Annotated in this window: 27 protein-coding genes and 1 pseudogene; 24 read left to right on the top strand and 4 right to left on the bottom strand. The window is 38.7% G+C overall.

Annotated elements, in window-relative coordinates; all coding sequences use genetic code 11:
• Positions 1-61 precede the first annotated feature (61 nt).
• From HFM85_RS11345 to HFM85_RS11310, 8 genes are all read left to right on the top strand, one after another.
• Positions 62-394 carry a winged helix-turn-helix transcriptional regulator gene (locus HFM85_RS11345; RefSeq protein WP_008373705.1) on the top strand — a complete coding sequence of 111 codons (333 nt, stop codon included), beginning with the start codon at positions 62-64 and terminating at the stop codon, positions 392-394.
• A gap of 143 nt (positions 395-537) precedes the next feature.
• Positions 538-975: a radical SAM mobile pair system MarR family transcriptional regulator gene (locus HFM85_RS11340; RefSeq protein WP_173738226.1), complete on the top strand. Its 438-nt coding sequence runs from the start codon at positions 538-540 to the stop codon at positions 973-975.
• A complete protein-coding gene (locus HFM85_RS11335; RefSeq protein WP_173738225.1) occupies positions 972-1661 on the top strand; it encodes a radical SAM mobile pair protein A in 690 nt (229 codons plus the stop codon). The genes HFM85_RS11340 and HFM85_RS11335 overlap by 4 nt, the downstream gene beginning before the upstream one ends.
• Positions 1649-2557, top strand: coding sequence for a radical SAM mobile pair protein B (locus HFM85_RS11330; protein WP_055214576.1), 909 nt, complete (start codon positions 1649-1651; stop codon positions 2555-2557). The genes HFM85_RS11335 and HFM85_RS11330 overlap by 13 nt, the downstream gene beginning before the upstream one ends.
• A 274-nt stretch (positions 2558-2831) precedes the next feature.
• A complete protein-coding gene (locus tag HFM85_RS11325; RefSeq protein WP_173738224.1) occupies positions 2832-3302 on the top strand; it encodes an LURP-one-related/scramblase family protein in 471 nt (156 codons plus the stop codon).
• Between the two features lie 45 nt (positions 3303-3347).
• Positions 3348-3566: an aspartate dehydrogenase gene (locus HFM85_RS11320; protein WP_173738223.1), complete on the top strand. Its 219-nt coding sequence runs from the start codon at positions 3348-3350 to the stop codon at positions 3564-3566.
• Between the two features lie 78 nt (positions 3567-3644).
• Positions 3645-4331, top strand: coding sequence for an MBL fold metallo-hydrolase (locus HFM85_RS11315; RefSeq protein ID WP_173738236.1), 687 nt, complete (start codon positions 3645-3647; stop codon positions 4329-4331).
• The gene (locus HFM85_RS11310; RefSeq protein WP_173738222.1) at positions 4328-4684 is read left to right on the top strand and encodes a VOC family protein; all 357 of its coding nucleotides are present in this window, start codon (positions 4328-4330) and stop codon (positions 4682-4684) included. Before HFM85_RS11315 ends, HFM85_RS11310 begins: the two co-directional genes overlap by 4 nt.
• A gap of 139 nt (positions 4685-4823) precedes the next feature.
• On the opposite strand, the gene HFM85_RS11305 is transcribed toward HFM85_RS11310, so the two are convergent.
• Both HFM85_RS11305 and HFM85_RS11300 read right to left on the bottom strand, forming a co-directional pair.
• Positions 4824-5660 (bottom strand): AIM24 family protein, encoded by an 837-nt coding sequence (locus tag HFM85_RS11305; RefSeq protein WP_173738221.1) that lies wholly within the window; start codon positions 5658-5660, stop codon positions 4824-4826.
• A gap of 712 nt (positions 5661-6372) precedes the next feature.
• Positions 6373-6888, bottom strand: a complete 516-nt coding sequence (locus HFM85_RS11300; protein ID WP_117628015.1) for a helix-turn-helix domain-containing protein — start codon at positions 6886-6888, stop codon at positions 6373-6375.
• Between the two features lie 171 nt (positions 6889-7059).
• Between HFM85_RS11300 and HFM85_RS11295 the strand changes: the two genes are divergently transcribed.
• The 3 genes and pseudogenes from HFM85_RS11295 to HFM85_RS11290 form a co-directional block, all read left to right on the top strand.
• Positions 7060-7245: a hypothetical protein gene (locus tag HFM85_RS11295; RefSeq protein ID WP_173738220.1), complete on the top strand. Its 186-nt coding sequence runs from the start codon at positions 7060-7062 to the stop codon at positions 7243-7245.
• 597 nt (positions 7246-7842) lie between these two features.
• Positions 7843-7998, top strand: a complete 156-nt coding sequence (locus tag HFM85_RS16325) for a hypothetical protein (RefSeq protein ID WP_243873876.1) — start codon at positions 7843-7845, stop codon at positions 7996-7998.
• A 25-nt stretch (positions 7999-8023) separates the two neighbouring features.
• Positions 8024-8386: pseudogene (locus HFM85_RS11290) on the top strand (site-specific integrase); the annotation flags it as partial.
• Between the two features lie 35 nt (positions 8387-8421).
• On the opposite strand, the gene HFM85_RS11285 reads toward HFM85_RS11290, so the two are convergent.
• Positions 8422-8874 (bottom strand): hypothetical protein, encoded by a 453-nt coding sequence (locus HFM85_RS11285; protein WP_173738218.1) that lies wholly within the window; start codon positions 8872-8874, stop codon positions 8422-8424.
• A complete protein-coding gene (locus tag HFM85_RS16845) occupies positions 8855-9025 on the bottom strand; it encodes a hypothetical protein (protein ID WP_173738217.1) in 171 nt (56 codons plus the stop codon). Before HFM85_RS16845 ends, HFM85_RS11285 begins: the two co-directional genes overlap by 20 nt.
• Before the next feature lie 92 nt (positions 9026-9117).
• Between HFM85_RS16845 and HFM85_RS11275 the strand changes: the two genes are divergently transcribed.
• The 13 genes from HFM85_RS11275 to HFM85_RS11215 all read left to right on the top strand — a co-directional run bounded on the left by HFM85_RS11275 (position 9118) and on the right by HFM85_RS11215 (position 17738).
• Positions 9118-10266: an SLC13 family permease gene (locus tag HFM85_RS11275; protein ID WP_173738216.1), complete on the top strand. Its 1149-nt coding sequence runs from the start codon at positions 9118-9120 to the stop codon at positions 10264-10266.
• Between the two features lie 367 nt (positions 10267-10633).
• A complete protein-coding gene (locus HFM85_RS11270; RefSeq protein WP_330594881.1) occupies positions 10634-11209 on the top strand; it encodes a hypothetical protein in 576 nt (191 codons plus the stop codon).
• Between the two features lie 275 nt (positions 11210-11484).
• The gene (locus HFM85_RS11265; protein ID WP_173738215.1) at positions 11485-11910 is read left to right on the top strand and encodes a GNAT family N-acetyltransferase; all 426 of its coding nucleotides are present in this window, start codon (positions 11485-11487) and stop codon (positions 11908-11910) included.
• 10 nt (positions 11911-11920) lie between these two features.
• Positions 11921-12256, top strand: coding sequence for an SDR family oxidoreductase (locus tag HFM85_RS11260; RefSeq protein ID WP_330594880.1), 336 nt, complete (start codon positions 11921-11923; stop codon positions 12254-12256).
• A 341-nt stretch (positions 12257-12597) separates the two neighbouring features.
• Positions 12598-13062, top strand: coding sequence for a DUF4869 domain-containing protein (locus HFM85_RS11255; RefSeq protein ID WP_022213243.1), 465 nt, complete (start codon positions 12598-12600; stop codon positions 13060-13062).
• On the top strand, positions 13040-14020 hold the full coding sequence (locus HFM85_RS11250; RefSeq protein WP_173738214.1) for a P-loop NTPase family protein: 981 nt from the start codon (positions 13040-13042) through the stop codon (positions 14018-14020). The genes HFM85_RS11255 and HFM85_RS11250 overlap by 23 nt, the downstream gene beginning before the upstream one ends.
• Positions 14021-15013: 993 nt before the next feature.
• Positions 15014-15355, top strand: a complete 342-nt coding sequence (gene tnpA, locus HFM85_RS11245; protein WP_243873874.1) for an IS66 family insertion sequence element accessory protein TnpA — start codon at positions 15014-15016, stop codon at positions 15353-15355.
• A gap of 68 nt (positions 15356-15423) precedes the next feature.
• Positions 15424-15828, top strand: coding sequence for a hypothetical protein (locus tag HFM85_RS11240; RefSeq protein WP_173738213.1), 405 nt, complete (start codon positions 15424-15426; stop codon positions 15826-15828).
• 31 nt (positions 15829-15859) lie between these two features.
• Positions 15860-16075 (top strand): hypothetical protein, encoded by a 216-nt coding sequence (locus HFM85_RS11235; RefSeq protein WP_072522418.1) that lies wholly within the window; start codon positions 15860-15862, stop codon positions 16073-16075.
• A gap of 18 nt (positions 16076-16093) precedes the next feature.
• On the top strand, positions 16094-16504 hold the full coding sequence (locus tag HFM85_RS11230) for a peptide deformylase (RefSeq protein ID WP_119240895.1): 411 nt from the start codon (positions 16094-16096) through the stop codon (positions 16502-16504).
• 56 nt (positions 16505-16560) lie between these two features.
• Complete coding sequence (locus tag HFM85_RS11225) at positions 16561-16929, top strand: VOC family protein (RefSeq protein ID WP_173738212.1); 369 nt, start codon at positions 16561-16563, stop codon at positions 16927-16929.
• Between the two features lie 10 nt (positions 16930-16939).
• Complete coding sequence (locus tag HFM85_RS11220) at positions 16940-17395, top strand: YaiI/YqxD family protein (protein ID WP_119240893.1); 456 nt, start codon at positions 16940-16942, stop codon at positions 17393-17395.
• Position 17396: 1 nt separating this feature from the next.
• Positions 17397-17738 carry an arsenate reductase family protein gene (locus HFM85_RS11215; RefSeq protein WP_119240892.1) on the top strand — a complete coding sequence of 114 codons (342 nt, stop codon included), beginning with the start codon at positions 17397-17399 and terminating at the stop codon, positions 17736-17738.
• Positions 17739-17785: the final 47 nt, after the last annotated feature.

Genomic DNA, 17785 nt, shown 5'->3' with positions numbered 1-17785 from the left:
CAAAACAATATATGGTGAAAGGATGTGAAAAAGTCGAGACAAAGTCTACTCGACGAGAATTATGCGAGCAAAAGAAGAATTACCGGAATGCCCAGTTGCAACAGCAGTATCTCTTATCGGAGGAAAATGGAAACTGCTGATTTTGCGTAACTTGAAAGAGCGTCCATGGAGATTCAATGAGCTACAACGAAGTATAGATGGTATTTCACAAAAGGTTTTGACAGATAGTTTAAGACAAATGATGAGTGATGGGCTGGCATATCGCCACGATTATCATGAGCAGCCACCGAGAGTTGAATACGGCTTAACGGAACTCGGAACAAAAATGCTTCCAATTGTTAATTCACTTGCTGACTTTGGTAACTACTATAAATCAATTATTGAACAAAATTAAGGACGTTAGTATTTGAAAAACTCGAACAATTCAAGTTTGGAGAATTGAAAAAAACGGAATTTACCTATTAAGACATATAAACTCTTGACAATAAAGCTCCTATATAGTATGTTTTTGATAAACTACTATATAGGAGATTTTGTATGGAAATGAATGGAGGATTTCTTGTCACCAAAATAAAACAGCTTGGAGACCGGATTTTTGAGAAGATTCTCAATGAAAAGAATATTGATGCGTTTAATGGAGCCCAGGGACGTATTCTTTATGTGTTGTGGCAGGAGGATGGTATCTCAATCAGGTCACTCTCGACTAAATGCGGATTAGCGATAACATCTCTTACTACGATGCTGGAAAGAATGGAAAATCAAGGGCTGATAAGCCGTGTTCAGTCTGAAACGGACAAAAGGAAAACACTCCTGTTTCTGACTGAGAAAGCACATACCTTAAAGGGCGAGTACGATTCTGTATCTGATGAGATGGGCAGTATTTACTACAAAGGTTTTTCAGAGGAAGAAATTACCCGGTTTGAGGAATGCCTCGACCGCATCAGAAAGAATCTTGAGGAGTGGCAGAAGTCATGAGTATTTGTATCAAAGATCAGATTCAGAACATGAATATCGTCATTGGCTGCACAGTGGGGTGTACATATTGCTATGCCCGCAACAACGTGAAACGCTGGCATATGATTGATGATTTCGCTGACCCTGAATTCTTTTCGGGTAAGCTCAAGATGATGGAAAAGAAACGTCCGCAGAACTTTCTTCTTACCGGCATGAGCGATCTCTCAGGATGGAAGCCGGAATGGAGAGACGAGGTATTTGCAAAGATCCGTGAAAATCCACAGCATCAGTTCCTGTTCCTTACCAAGCGACCTGATTTGCTGGATTTTGATACCGATCTGGAAAACGCATGGTTTGGCGTTACGGTGACGAGGAAAGCAGAACTGTGGCGTATCGACGCCCTTCGGAAAAACGTCAGAGCAAAACATTACCATGTTACCTTTGAGCCGTTATTCGATGATCCCGGCACAGTTGACCTTTCCGGAATCAATTGGATCGTTGTCGGCACCATGACCGGAGCTCAGAGCAGGAAGATTCATACGGAGCCGGAATGGGCATGGTCTCTGACGGACCAGGCACATAAGCTCGGCATTCCGGTGTTTATGAAGGAAGACCTTGTCCCTATCATAGGGGATGAAAATATGATTCAGGAAATGCCGGAAGAATTTAATAAAGTGTTAGAGGTACAGAAATCATGGAAGAAGTAATAAATGGAATCCTCATTCGTGAGGTGGAAACAAAGAACATCATGACTAAGTCCAGTCTGCCGGTAGGCGGTTACTCGGTCAATCCCTATGTGGGCTGTACACATGCCTGCAAGTATTGCTATGCTTCTTTTATGAAGCGCTTTACCGGGCACAAGGAGGAATGGGGCACTTTCCTTGATGTGAAGCATTGGCCGGAAATTAAAAATCCGAAGAAATATGCCGGACAGCGGGTGGTCATCGGTTCTGTGACAGATGGCTACAATCCACAGGAGGAGCAATTCGGGAATACCAGAAAACTTTTAGAACAGCTGATCGGCAGTGACGCAGATATTCTGATCTGCACAAAGTCGGATCTTGTGGTACGGGATATTGATCTGCTGAAGAAGCTTGGACGTGTAACCGTTTCATGGTCGATCAACACACTAGATGAAAATTTCAAGAACGATATGGATTCTGCTTCGAGCATTGAGCACCGTATCGCTGCTATGAAGCAGGTATATGAGGCAGGTATCCGTACAGTCTGTTTTGTATCCCCGGTATTCCCCGGTATCACGGATTTTGAAGCAATCTTTGAGCGGGTAAAGGATCAGTGCGATCTGTTCTGGCTCGAAAATCTCAATCTTCGAGGCGGTTTCAAAAAGACAATTATGGATTATATCGCCGGAAAATATCCTGATCTTGTACCACTTTACGACGAGATCTATAACAAGCATAACCGCAGCTACTTTGAGGCACTTGAAGTAAAAGCTGAGAAAATGGCTAAGAAGTATGATTGTGCCTTTGTGGATAATGAAATGCCTTATGGCAGAGTCCCGCAGGGGCATCCGGTGATCGTAGATTATTTCTATCATGAGGAAATCCGTGGGACAGAGAATACCGGAAAAAGAAATCGCTAACTTCGAGTTTGCAGGGATGACAATCGGCTCAGTATGATATTTAATTAAATATTGCAATGAAAAGATCATTTACCGTAAACAAGCAGTAGATGGTCTTTTTTGTATCTTTTTGTGAACAAGTAGAGATTTATAGCTGGTAATATGTGTTTTATCATAATCCGTGAAATAAGATGGGTTAATTCTTCGATTTACATATTTTTTAAGGTGTTCCGGTATGGTATTATGATACTTATAAAGAACCAATTATATCTGTTGGAGAGAGCGGTGAAAAGTTATGAAGTTATTGTTTAAACAAAGGCTGTTTTCATGGTTTGACAGCTATGATATCTATGATGAAGCAGGCAACACTGTTTATGTAGTAAAAGGCCAGTTGTCCTGGGGACATAAACTTGTAATTTATGATGCCTATGGAAATGAAGTAGGAATGGTTGTTCAGAAAGTACTTACTTTTCTTCCTAAATTTGAAATTTATAAAAACGGCAGTTATATCGGATGCCTGAGCAAAGAATTCTCATTCCTGACGCCACATTATAATATTGATTACAATGGATGGCATATTGATGGAACCATTATGGAATGGGACTATAGCATTCTTAATCAAAGCGGTTATTCAATTGCACGGGTTAGTAAAGAACTGTTTCATATGACTGATACATATGTTATTGATGTGCAGAATCCCGGAAATGCGTTGGATGCGCTGATGTTTGTACTGGCAATCGATGCAGAAAAATGTTCCAGGAATTAGATAGTTGATCTTGTTGTCGAAGATATTCGGAGATTGGGAGGTAGCATGGGATTATTCAAAAAGAAAATCGTGAAAAAAACATATGACAGAGAACATATGAAACCAGTTATTCGTGCAAGCATTTGTACTGGAGAAGAAGTAGCAGGGTTCAAAGACATACGGACCGGAAAAATCGAAGAAATCATGCTGATCAGATCTCCGGAGGAGCTAGAAAAATTCAAAGAGATATATGAGATAACAGAGGAAATTGCAAAAGAATATTAGACATCTTCTGGGTCGTGGATGAACGCCAGGTATTCGTCTGTAAGCTTATAGGGAAAAAGGAGTTATTTTATAAAGGTGATGAAAATTACTTACATTAACCACAGTGGATTTTTAATTGAAACTAAAGATTGCTACTATATTTTTGACTATTATAAGGGTGAATTACCACTTCTTGACAAGAAAAAAGAAGTAATTGTTTTTTGCAGTCATTTTCATAAGGATCATTTTAATCCTGTGATTTTTGAGATCCTTGATGATATGGGCATGACATATCAGGCAATTTTGGCGAAAGATATACGCAAAAGAAAACACTTGTCAGATATGAAGATCACATATGTTTATCATGATCAGACTTATAATCTGGATAATGGCACCCAAGTCGATACATTGCTATCTAACGATAGTGGTGTAGCATTTATTGTCAAAACAAAGGAAGGCACCATTTATCATGCCGGTGACTTAAATGACTGGTATTGGGATGGTGAGCCAAAAGCTGATAACCAGAGACTTACTTCAGCATATCGTGCGGAGATCAGGAAAATCAAGGGTATGCATTTTGATGCTGCATTTGTCCCTTTAGATCCGAGACAGGGAAATCACTATGCCGACGGGATCCTGTATTTCCTTAAAAATGTAGATTGCAATGTCATTTTTCCAATGCATTACTGGAATGATGCCAATGTAATTAAGCGGTTTATTACGGAATATCCGCAATATAAATCACGTATTAAAAACACAGAATGTGCAAAAGGAGAAGAATTATGAAGTTTAAGATGATTCACGAAAACTACAATGTATCAGACCTGGACCGATCTATTAAATTTTACAACGAGGCCCTTGATCTGCACGAAGTGAGAAGAAAGACTACCGATGATTTTATCATTGTGTATTTGAGCAATGATGTAAGTGATTTTGAGTTGGAACTTACCTGGCTTAAAGATCATCCACAGCCATATAATCTGGGTGAATGCGAATTCCACCTGGCATTCCAGGCAGAGGATTACGAGGCAGCGCATAAGAAGCATGAAGAGATGGGATGCATTTGTTTCGAAAATGAAACAATGGGAATCTATTTCATTATAGATCCAGATGGATACTGGCTTGAGATACTGCCGTAAAGCTGGTGTATATTGGGAATTTTAAAATCACCTTCAGACTATAAAAAAATAGTCTGAAGGTGATTTTTTCAAATATCTTTAAATGTTGTTTCTCTTTGGAAGTGATTGTTTGTTGTTTACGTGAGAATGTATTTTATGCTTATTTTCCAAATGTATTACTGGATTTAGCAGCAGCTTTAGCTGCCATGGTGTTGGTGGACTCAAACAAGGAAGTTGTCGGTGCGACCGGACACATCAGTACCCGTCCTGTTCCGCGGTAAACATTTACCAGACCCTCTCCGCTAACTGCAGATCCGACAAGTGTTTTTGTAGATCTTTCTACGGTAAATTCAAGATTTGATGACCAGCATACAGCAAGGTTTCCATCGATTTTCAGTTCATCATTTTCCAATATGACTTCAATCAATTCATCTTCGGGAACATTAGACTCCAGTGCAGCTACACCATTTCCTTGCAAACTCAGATTAAACAGGCCTTCGCTACCTAATACTGCTGATGAAAGGTTCTTTCTGGCTACAACTTTACTTTTTACATTTGCATCACAAGCCAGGAACATGCCATCTTCAATTGTCATTCCGGCCGAACCCCATTTTCCAATGTCTGCAAGAATAATGTATTTATATGTTGGTTCCAGTACCAGACAGCCTTCGCCAACATATTCCGGTTTAACTGCGGTTTCTTTTGTAACCGCACCCTTGAGTGCTTTTCCAAGGAAATCTCCGATACCTTTTACACCAGATGTGGCTTGTACATTACCACCCATCCACTGCATGGAACCAGCCTGGATAATAGCTGAATGGTCTTTATCAATATCAATAACAACCTGTCTTCTTCTGACATTCATTTTACTCATAAAATACTCATTCATTGCATTCATAGGTGAAACGCTGGCATCCTGCACATATTCAAGCACATGGAAGTTTCCGATGCTTTTTGCATATTTTCTGTTTTCATTTTGTAAATTTTCAATTCGCATATTAATACTGACTCCTTTACCTTTAATAATAATTCATAGTGTTACTCGGATATGTTTATTATAATAGAAACAACATAGATAGATATATACTTTGTATAGAGAATTATAAAGACAGAATTCTCAAAATTCGAGAAATATAAAGATGCAATTCCTCATGGTGGATGTGTATTGTGAAAAATAAATTTGTTATAGTGACAATATCAACAAAAAAGCAGAATGTAAATGGGGTGATCAGATGGAAGCAGCACAGAGAATTCGATTAATCCGGATAATAGAAAAGATGGAGAAAAATCCGACGTTCAGTAATAAACTTGGTATAAAGAACACATCTGAATATTTAGCAGAAAAAGAACAGAAAAAATGAAAGACACATGTCAGAAGGAGTAAAAAATGTTATCGTTATTATTTACAATTTGTATAATTTGGTTTGTTGGAAAATTTTTTATATTTGGATTAAAAGCGTCCTGGGGAATTATGAAACTACTTTGTACAGTTATTTTCTTTCCGGTGATATTGATTGGTATGGTTATAGGTGGACTGATGTACATTGCTTTTCCATTATTGATTATTGGTGGCATTATAGCATTGGTGACGTCACATTTATAATCGATCAGGAGGAAGAAAACAGAAAGTATCGTCAATTAATTACAGCGTATGTAAAGGAAAAGGCAATGAGTCAGAAATGGTTCATTGCCTTTCTTGGCGTTATGGATTATTTCAATTTTTCTCTCTCGGCATTTAGGAGCTCAAGATTAAGCCCCTGTTCTCCGGCGGTCTTATCCACCCAAAGATTCAAAGAGTCTATGGCTAAAGAAATTTCATCAAGTTTTTTACTGATATAAGCAAAATCTTTCATTTCATCATCGCTGATCTTACCGTCACGGGCAATCTGGATCAGACGACCAGTAAGAGGATTGATTTCATTCAAACTGGCAATTGTCTCCAAAATGATATTTGACAGATCAGTCATTTCTACTTCTGGAACATAACGATGGCCGATCTCGCATTTGTGAGAGCAATAATAATTGCAAAGCTCTGGTCTTTTATAGGCATCTGCCATCTGGAGGATATCATAAGGCGTAGGTTCTTGTGTTTCATATTCAAATTTTTCAATTTTTGAATCAGAGACAGCATCCATTTTTTCGCTGGCCTCTGCTCTTGTAAGTCCTGCCGCTTCTCGGCAAAGCTGGTAAATTGTTTTGTTTTCCCTGGTGGATTGCTTACCCATGAGAATTTCCTCCCCGTATATCGCTAAACATGGGGATTATCAATATTTAAGTCCTCATGCAAGACGTGTATTTCTCGTATAGAGTTTATTATACTTGAATTATCAATTAACAACAAGCTCAATAATAAACATGAAGTCAAAAAGAGTGAAAGAGGAAAGAGAGGGTACAGAATGAACACTATGAACAAACAGGAAATCAACGAATTTATTGAAAAAATGGAAGAGGTAGGTGATGTTTGGACGGAAGAGCAGGTAAATGATGTGTATGGTGACAGTAGCTTTGAGGAGGCATTAGCTGATAGACAATCCAGTCTTGACCATATGTCCGACATCATAAGTAAAGTTATCGACAAATAATAAAAGAAAAAATCAATAGTATTTGTAAGGCGTCAGTGGAGTATTCCACTGGCGTTTTTGTTTTTTTTATCTTTTTTCATTTCTCCCAAAACTTTCCCAAACTTTTTTGTATTTAGAAGTTGAGAAGGCTACAGATCAAAAATTCGGATCGAAAAGCCGACTCAAGACTTTGAAAATTGAATGAGCTTGCCAGTCCGCCGGAGTCCTGCCAGATAGGATTCCGGATAAGTTCAAGGACAATCGGTCCGAGGATGAAGAGAAACAGAGGTTTGCATTGAAACATTGCTACGGCGATGGCTTTCTGAGCAAAGCGGCGAATTAATAATGATACTTCCGAATGATGTCGGCCAGGAGGAGTGAGGATCCTGGAGACCATACACGATATGGTTGAGGCTGCCTGCGATGGCGCTAACGGACTGGGTGTTCCCTGAGATGGGATACACGTGTGAACAAGACAAACGAGCACTGTATGAAAAAAAGATTGCCCCGGTATATTCCGGGGTAACTGACAATAGAAGTCGTGTGGCAGAGGGGAACTTCTGCCATACCCTTGTGTTGCCAGTAAAAATAAGTGGCAAACGGAAAGGGGATAAACAGATGAAGCCATATTTAAAAGCAGAAGAAATCCGAAAAGAGATCAGAGAACAGTTACCGGTGATTGATGAGGAAACCTTCAGAGAGCATTATTGTTCAGAATGTATGTATTATGCAGGCAGAATTAACAAAAAGGCCCGTTGCATGGAAAAGATGTGATTCTGGTATTTCCGGAGGAGAGCAGAAAGAGCATAATCTTCCACCGGTTGTGTTTCACAGCCTTCGCCATACAAGTGTCACTTATAAGCTGAAGTTAAATGGCGGAGATATCAAGGCTGTACAGGGAGATTCCGGTCATTCACAGATCAATATGGTTACGGATGTGTATTCTCATATTATTGATGACGACCGCAGGAAGAATGCAGAGCTCTTTGAAGAAGCTTTTTACGAGAAAAAAGATCTGGATCCGAGTATGCATGCCCATGCTGCCGGCAAGACTGTTGAACTTCCAACGGATGTTGATGCGGAATTATTAGCCAAGGTTCTTTCCAATCCGGAAATGGCAGCACTTTTATCTACCTTGGCTAAATCCTTGGAGAAAAAATAGAGAGATTTCTGTATAATAAACACCAGTTTACAACTTTATAAATGATAGACTTGTTGATGAATCAGCTGTTTTAAGGCCTTTGTCATGGCACAGTAACTGATGTTAATCAGATTGACCAGCATTTCAATCCCTTTGCAGCTTCGCACCATATAGTTACAAAAAGGCCAGAACGTTTTCTGTTCATAGTAGCTTGTTTCAATATTCCAGCGTAACGAATATAGCAACAGTGGAATGTATTTCATACGGTCACTTCCGGTCTGGTTCAATGGTGCTTTTTTCTGCCATGCACAGAAAATCTGCAGATCTTCCGGGAAAATGGTATTGAAAAACAGTCGTTTTGTACCATGTTCTTTTTCTGTGGCAGTGACATAGGCAAGGACTTCCCTATTGCCAAAGATCTTAGCGAGAACCCGGCGGACACCGGTATAATAATCACCAATCTTTTCATTGGAAAACGTAAAATCTGTTTCAATAGAAAGATGTATCATACATGACAGAATCAATCCTTGCATTGCCAATCAGATCCAGATTCGGATATTCATCAACGATGGATACCAGATTCTGTTTTGTGTACCAGCTGTCACAAAGGATGATGATATGATCTTTGATGTGAAATTCAGGCATAACCTGCCGGATCATGGAGGCTGCCAGTTCCAGTTTAGATTCTTTTTTTTCTGGATGTTTCTGTGATATACTTATACGCGGTCGTATCAGACCGGAAAGGAAATATTATGTTACAAAAATTATATGTTTTTTTCAGGAAAGAAACCGTTTTGTCAATTGCAGTGATCCTGGCGCTTCTTTCTATGTTCTGGGTCAGACCGGATAAGGCTTATTTTACTTATATCGATTTCAGGACTCTCGGGCTCCTCTTCTGTTTGATGGCAATTGTAGCTGGTTTGAAGGCTGTTGGTGTTTTTGATATACTCGCCAAAAAATTGCTGATGGGAACATCGGGAACTGTGGGTGTGATCAGGCTGTTGGTACTCTTATGTTTCTTCCTGTCAATGGTGATCACCAATGATGTGGCATTGATTACTTTTGTTCCTCTTGCACTGATCATTGTGCATAAACTGCCAAAGGAACTGGGCAATTACTGGCTTCTTAAAATAGTAGCCATGCAGACAATCGCTGCTAATCTCGGAAGCATGCTCACACCAATCGGAAATCCGCAGAACCTTTATCTATATGCCAGAGCAGGGATGTCCGCGGCAGAATTAATAACCCTGATGCTTCCCTATTCCGCCACAGCACTTATCCTTCTTCTGATATGGATACATGTAGCCGCTGCCAGAGCACCTCACGTATGCGGTTCTGAAAAAGATAAAACTCTTTTGGGATTCTCTGACAGAAAAGAACTTAACATGGAATACCTGGCCGCTTACCTGATCTTATTTACAATCTGCCTGCTCACTGTTGCACGTATCATTCCATACCAGATTCCTCTTGTATTGGTTCTTATATATATGCTGCTAAGAAACAGGGAAAATATAAGCAGGGTGGATTACTCCCTGCTTGCCACCTTTATCGCATTATTTATTTTTATCGGCAACCTTGGAAGGATTCCGCAATTCAGCAGTTTTCTGGAAAGAATCATGGCAGGAAGGGAAACACTTACTGCTGTTCTTGCCAGTCAGATTATGAGCAATGTTCCCGCTGCGCTTCTTTTATCCGGCTTTACAGATAATTACCGGGCTTTAATTGTCGGAACCAATATTGGAGGTCTCGGCACTCTGATTGCATCCATGGCAAGCCTGATAAGTTTCAAATATATTGCAAAAGAAAACAGGAATCTGAGAGGGAAGTATTTGGGAATATTCACAGCCTCCAATATTATATTCATGATATTCATGTTAATATTGTATTTTTTTCTTAGATAAAGGTTTTCCCGGAATTACAAAAGCTATAGCAATTCTTTCTTCGCAAAAAATTCTCCGCGGCACTCTCCCATCCTGGAAGAAAAGCTGCGGAGAAATAAATATATTTTCGGTGCCAATACAAAGATCATTAATCTTTACACCACTTTACAACTTTTTCATAAAAAATATCGTACAGGGCTTTCTGATGTATAATGAGTTTGCTCCAACAGCAGATACTTTGTTTTTACTCGTTTTATCAATACTAACATTGGAATCTGTACATTCCATTCGATTTTTATATCAGCACTTTTTGTCTGGGATTACCACAAAATCCCTCAATACCTTTTACCACGCATGTTCCTATGCAAAAGTTGATTATTCCCACTTTATGAATATCACAGCTAAAGTTGCTTTGAGAATGATACCGGATTCACTGGCAACACAGCCGATATTTCTTTGTGTGGATGATACCATGGTAGCAAAGGCCGGAACTCGGTTTGAGAATGTTTCAAAACTCTTTGACCATGCCGCACATAATGGTTCCAATTATCTGAATGGACACTGCTTTGTAAGTATTATGCTTTGCATACCTGTATGGAAGAATGACAGGATGAAATATATTCCGCTGTTTTTGTACTCGTTCCGGTGGAATATTGAAACAAGCTACTATGAGCAGAAAACCTTCTGGTTACTTTGCTGTTATATGGTACGAAGCTGCAAAGGTATTGAAATGCTGGTAAATCTGATCAATATCTGTTATTGTGCAATGAAGATCTTACCCTATCAGGATGAGCAGTTTTCCGAATACCGTACAAAAAGTGTACAGGAGTTTCGTTTTGAATTAAGTCAGGGCATTCGCAGCCAGATATTTTTGACCAATTTCGTTAGAAACATCGAAACACATATAAAATCAAATGTTATCATAAAGGCTTTAAAACAGCTGATTCGTCAGCAAGTCTATTAATTATAAAGTTGTAAACTGGTGTAATAAACAGAATCAAAAAAATTCGTCTAAAGAGAATAAGATATAAAAACAGAATATAAAGCGTAAGAGCATGTAGAATCTATCTATGTGCTCTATTTTTTATATTTTTTCAAGAAAAGGGACTAACAGTCCGGCAGAAAGGAAATGGAAGCGATATTGCTTGGGTATAAAAGATGGACTGAGCCTAAAAAGTACGGTAAAATCAGTATTAGAAATGAAGCTCTGAAATCGGGAGCTGATGGAGGATAATCGTTATGATCAGAAAGATGCAGAATACAGATATTAATAGAGTTGCTGACATATGGTTAAAGACCAATTTAAAAGCACATGATTTTATTCCTGAGCAATATTGGACAAGTAATTATGAATTAGTGAAAGAAATGATGTCACAAGCGGAAGTCTATGTGTATGAAGATAATAAAATGATTCAGGGATTTGTAGGACTAAGTAACGAATACATTGAAGGGATTTTTGTTTCTAATGAAATGCAGTCATGTGGTATAGGTAAACTTTTATTAGACTATATCAAGAATAAAAAAATTAGGTTACGATTAAACGTATACCAGAAGAATGCCAGAGCCATCTCTTTTTACCAAAGAGAAGGGTTCGATATTCAATGTGAAGGATTAGATGATGCTACTGGTGAAAAAGAATACATAATGTTGTGGCAACAGAAATAGAAAGCGGATTTTGGGGGAGAATTTTATATGGAGTTACACTGCAGCCAAGGGTGGGATTTCAGCATTAACTCATGCGTTGGCAGTCAGTCTTGCAGGAAGAGTACGAGTCAATTCAATCTCTCCGGGATGGATAGATACTGACTTTATCGAATATACAGGAGCAGATGCAGTGCAGCAGCCGGTTCATCGTGTCGGAAATCCTATGGATATTGCCAATATGGTACTGTTTCTTTGCTCTGAAAAAGCAGGCTTTATCACAGGTGAAAACATCTGTATTGATGGTGGCATGACAAAACAAATGATTTACCATGGTGATTGCGGTTGGAGATTTGACATGAAGATTTAAAAAGCAGAATATGAAGATATATAATGCAATATCAGAAATAAAATTACGGAAACAGGTATATAAAACATAAAAATTGGAAATATCTGCTGGAGAAATCTAAGTCAATCTCCAGTGTAGTCAAAGATAAAATCTGGAGAATTAGACTTTTCATGAAAGATAAAAATCGTTATAATTAGAATACGTGTAAGGGACAGAATTTGCTTGAATATACATCAATAATGGTGCGTAAACAGTTATATATTACTAAAGGATAAAACGCGCAGATTTCAAAAGTGAGTAAAATCAATTATAGAGATGGATATTGATAAACAATATATTAAGAACAGAGAGGTCGTGATAGGATGTTAAAAATATGGTACTATGCCAATATCGAATACATGAAAGATGCACCTTCGTATTTTGATAATGTATATGAAGATGAATGGATTGAAGATAGTTTTGTAAAAGAAATGATTCAGGATGTGGATCATTGCACAGTTATCAGTTCACATGTTATTGACAGTCCTATACTGGGAGCCATAACGCCACGCGAATTGTCTGGTGGTGTGAAAGTTTTGATTCTTATGTTGAAGGATGATTCTTTTATTTACAACATGTCTAATTGTGGAGATAACTGCGCAAAATGGATTTTAAAGATTGCAGAGAAAAAGGATCTGACAGTATATTTGCAACATATAATGCGGTTTGAAGGTGAATTTAAAATTCAAATTATGAATACAGGGAAGATTGTATGCAATTCTGCAGAATATGTAGAAGGATTATTGGAAGCAGAGGAGATGGAAGATGAAAGGAAGTTACTGGTTTAAGGCTAAGAGTAAAAAAGTATTATTTGAATTTTCCATTAGAAGAAATATTACCATTATAAAAGGTGACAGTGCAACAGGAAAGACTACTCTTTTACGTATTTTATATGAATACTTGAGAATTGGAAGGCAGTCAGGATATGCTGTTTCTACAAATGCATCATATTATGTATATATTCGAGATGAAGTGGGACGTGATTGGAAGGATGCATTATATCCGTTAAAAAATACAGTTATTTTTATTGAAGAAAATAATGAATTTGTATTTACAAAGGAATTTGCCAGTTATGTAAAAGAATCTGGAAATTATTTTGTTTTTGTAACTCGTGCACCATTGAAGATGCTGCCTTATAGCATTCACGAAATTTATGAAATTATTACGGATGGAAAGCGTACAGATATAAAAGAATCTTATCATGAATTCAAAGAAATATATAGCAATTATCCTATTATAGAAAATAACAAAATTCAGAATGTTGTTACAGAGGATAGTAATTCAGGATATCAGTTCTGGATGCACGCATTTAAGAATAGTAATGTTACCAGTTCTAATGGAAATGGGAATCTCATTAAATGTGTAAAAGAACTGGGATTAGGAGATACATTGGTAATAGCTGATGGGGCTGCTTTTGGCTCCTTAATTGAAACTTGCATAAGTTCATTTCAGATACAAACAGAACGAAGAATTTCATTATGGCTTCCAGAATCATTTGAATATTTGATTTTGAAATCTGGTATTCTTAAGTCCGAAAAATTAATTCAGATTTTAGATAATATTCCTGAATATGTCGAATGTGAAAAATATGAAAGTTGGGAAAAGTTTTTTACAGAGATTTTGATTACGTTGACTGCGGATGGCGTTGAGAAGTATTCTAAGAACATACTGAATAGTTACTATTTGCAAGATTGGGTAGTTGATAAGATAAAAGAACAATTGCCTATAGAAGTTATAAACAAATAGGTGCCAACTTGCCTACCAACTCAGTACTTATGTAAGTTGTCTGCTGAGCGCTTACGAAATAGCCAGGCATCAGCGTTATAGACCAAATAGTATTCCATTGACGTAAAATTTATATACACAACGCCTCAGTTTTGCTGTATAATATAGAAGTAGACCATTTATAACAGATGAAAATTTAATAGAGTTACCAATTCCGCGAAAGTACGGAGTCGGTAGCCTATAGATTGATTGGCGCAGGATTTGAGCGCCGTCTACACAGTGACTGGCAATCCGGTACTGAGAACTTTATTAGCTCATGCCAACAAAATGCCAACATTTATGCCTGAAACGGGAGCTTTCAAGGACGATATAAAAGCTGACAGCGAAGTGCCCACGAGAGCTAAGAAAGCCCGTAAATCAGGGGTTTTCAAAGACAGTATAAAACATAAATAGTCCCAGAGGAAGATGCCGAGTGCCTTGCTCCTAAGCTCTAGCTGTGGGTTCGATTCCCGCAGGGGATGCTTTAATGGACTAAAGTGGAAATGGATAGCAGGTAATGCTGGACCATCTCCACTTTTTTTCTTGGTCAAAAACTTCTGTTAACTAAATTCGCTGATCTGTTAGCAAGTTGCTAACGGAATCCGGTACCCTGCTAACATCACTTAAAATAGGGGAAAGATTTGGAGTTCGATTTGCTAACGCCCACAAAAGGGAAAGCTATGCTAATCGTTGGGGAAAGCCTGGGTTCGTTAGAGTCCAAAATGGAAATGAAAAATAACATATCCGGATCATTCCGGGAGCAGATATGAAGCTCGTTTGGGTTAAATTATGAAAAATCAACCTGACTGGTAAGTTCATCTGCAAGAAACGACGCTTTTTCACGGAGAATCGTAAGCGCTTAAATCTTGGGTAGCTTTACTGTCTACGTTTTTAAACTCATAATGATAGTAAATAGATTTTTACTACACTCCGCTTGATAGGAGATAGAAATTTACTACATTTGGAGGTTTCATTATGAGTAAGAAACGTGCCCCAGGGCGTTCCCTGGACGAATGGATGGAACTGGTAACCGAATGCAGACAAAGTGGCCCGACAGATGCTGCATGGTGTAATGAGCATGGGATATCTCCCAGCTGTTTTTACAATGCAGTTACCCGTCTCCGCAAAAAAGCCTGTCAGATACCGGATCCAGTTGGAAAAGCCAGCACTCTTGACCTTACATCCCATAAACAGGATGTAGTCCAGATTGCTATAGAACCGGAGTCTTCTCCAGCAGGACTGATCCCAGATAATGGGAACAGACCTATGCACCTTGCTACGAGTTTTATTTTCATAGCAAGGTGCTCCGGCTACTGAAAAGTAGTCGGGGATTTTTCTATCATACCTAAAAATTAAGCGCTTACATTGGAAGAGAGTTTCTGCAGTTGATTGAAACAACGGATATGCAGAAAGTGTATAAGATGCCGATCCTGTACGGTTTCTATAACGAGGGAGACGTACGGCTGGCTGTTACAGATGCTGAGGTAGTGGAGAGCTGGAAAAAGTTCTTTGATCGAGGAACGAACTGGAAGGATTTTCCAAAAGTAACCTCATACGAAGAGTATCGGAAGATAACAGACAAACAGCATTTAAGCAAAGCCAAAAGTATGCCGATTAAGTTTTTAAAAGCTTCGGGTAAAGGATTTTTTATAGATAGGGACGGCTATGCACTGGGAATACGAGATGAATTGGCAGATGTAATTAAAGTTGATGCATTTAAGAAGCAGATGAAAGATATTATTGAGTATCGTACGATGGAATATTATCGGAGAAGGTATGTAGAAAACTGATTCTTAATATTATCTCCAGAGGAATTGAGTTATGATGTACACAGTAAAACGAATCGATGAAGACCTGAATTTTGGTTGTGAAGAACGACCGGATGATGCACCAGTCATGGCAATAGTGACTCTTGTGGATTCTTCAGGAAAAGAAGTGACAGTAAAAGCGGAGGACGCCAGGCTCTATGAGCGTAATATCAATGAAGGAGACAAAGTTTGTCTCGATGTAAATAATAAATTGGAAAAAGTAGAATGAAAGCTACAGGGAGAAAAAATGGTAAAGCAAATTGTAAGAGACATTTTCTTTTTAGGCCAGCCATCTGAACCAGCCACGAAAGCAGATATTCAGGTTGGGAAGGATCTGCAGGACACACTGCAGGCGAACCGGGAGCGATGCGTTGGTATGGCTGCCAATATGATTGGTGTAAAGAAGAATATCATCATTGTGAATATGGGATTCATGGATGTTGTGATGTTCAATCCGGTGATTGTTTCAAAGCGTGATATGTATGAGACAGAAGAAGGCTGTCTGTCTCTGGATGGTGTTCGTAAGACGACCAGATACCAGGAAATTGAAGTAGAATATTATGACTTCAACTGGAAAAAACAGCGCCAGAAATTGTCAGGATGGACAGCACAGATTTGCCAGCATGAAATTGATCATTTGTCTGGAAAGATTATTTAACCGCATGCGGATTGCGAATATTCGCTTGACTCAAAGCGGATTGTGAGGTGACGGATATGCTGAAAAACGTACTGATCGTGGTGGATGATATAGAAAAATCCATAGAGTTTTATAAGGACTTATTTGGACTGCAAGTGATTCTTAAGAATGAAGGTAATGTGATCTTATCGGAGGGACTTGTTTTGCAGGACGCCGACGTATGGGGGAAAACATTGAATGAAACTTCTACGCCATTCAATAACATGATGGAACTGTATTTCGAGGACTTTGATATAGATGGATTGCTTGCGAAATATGAATCTGGTAAGTATTTCGTTCGATATGCCACAGAACTGACAGAACTTGCAGGTGGGCAGATGCTTGTAAGACTCTATGATCCCAGTGGTAATCTTATTGAGGTTCGTACGCCATTTAGTTGCAATTAAAGGAGAAAATATGCAGATTTTTGTTGATGCAGATGCCTGTCCGGTAGTTGGTATTGTAGAAAAAGTTGCAAAAGAGCATAGTGTCCCGGTAACGTTGTTGTGTGATACCAATCATGTGTTAGCATCTGATTACAGTGAAGTGATCGTAGTTGGAGCCGGAGCAGATGCAGTGGATTATAAACTGATCAGCATTTGCCATAAAGGCGATATTGTTGTATCACAGGATTATGGAGTTGCGGCAATGGCACTTGGAAAGGGCGCATATGCGATTCATCAATCCGGGAAATGGTATACCAATGAGAATATTGACCAGATGCTTATGGAGCGTCACTTAAATAAGAAAGCACGAAGGGCATCCGGAAAGAATCACTTAAAAGGCCCAAGAAAACGAACATCGGAGGATGATGAGCATTTCAGAGAATCCTTCGAGAAAATGATACATATGGCGATGGATAAGGAGAACTGATTTGAATATACAGATTTTTGGGACAAAGAAGTGCAATGATACAAAGAAAGCAGAACGTTTCTTTAAGGAACGTGGGATCAAGTTTCAGTTTATTGATATGAAAGAAAAGGGCATGAGTAAGGGCGAATTTAATTCAGTTGCTCAGGCAAATGGTGGACTGGAAAATATGATCAACTGGGAGGGCAAGGATAAAGATCTGCTTGCGCTCATTAAGTACATTGCAGAGGAAGATAAACTTGAGAAGGTACTGGAAAACCCGCAGGTAATTAAGACACCGGTGGTTCGTAATGGAAAACAATCCACTCTTGGATATCAGCCGGATATCTGGAAGACGTGGAAGTAAGAGTGCCGGTAGATTTTTGACCAGGATAAAACAAATGATTCAACTGA

Origin of the sequence: Blautia schinkii (genome assembly GCF_013304825.1) — a bacterium.
GTDB lineage: Bacteria > Bacillota > Clostridia > Lachnospirales > Lachnospiraceae > Blautia_A > Blautia_A schinkii_B.
This window is presented reverse-complemented; position numbering and strand designations above follow the sequence as displayed.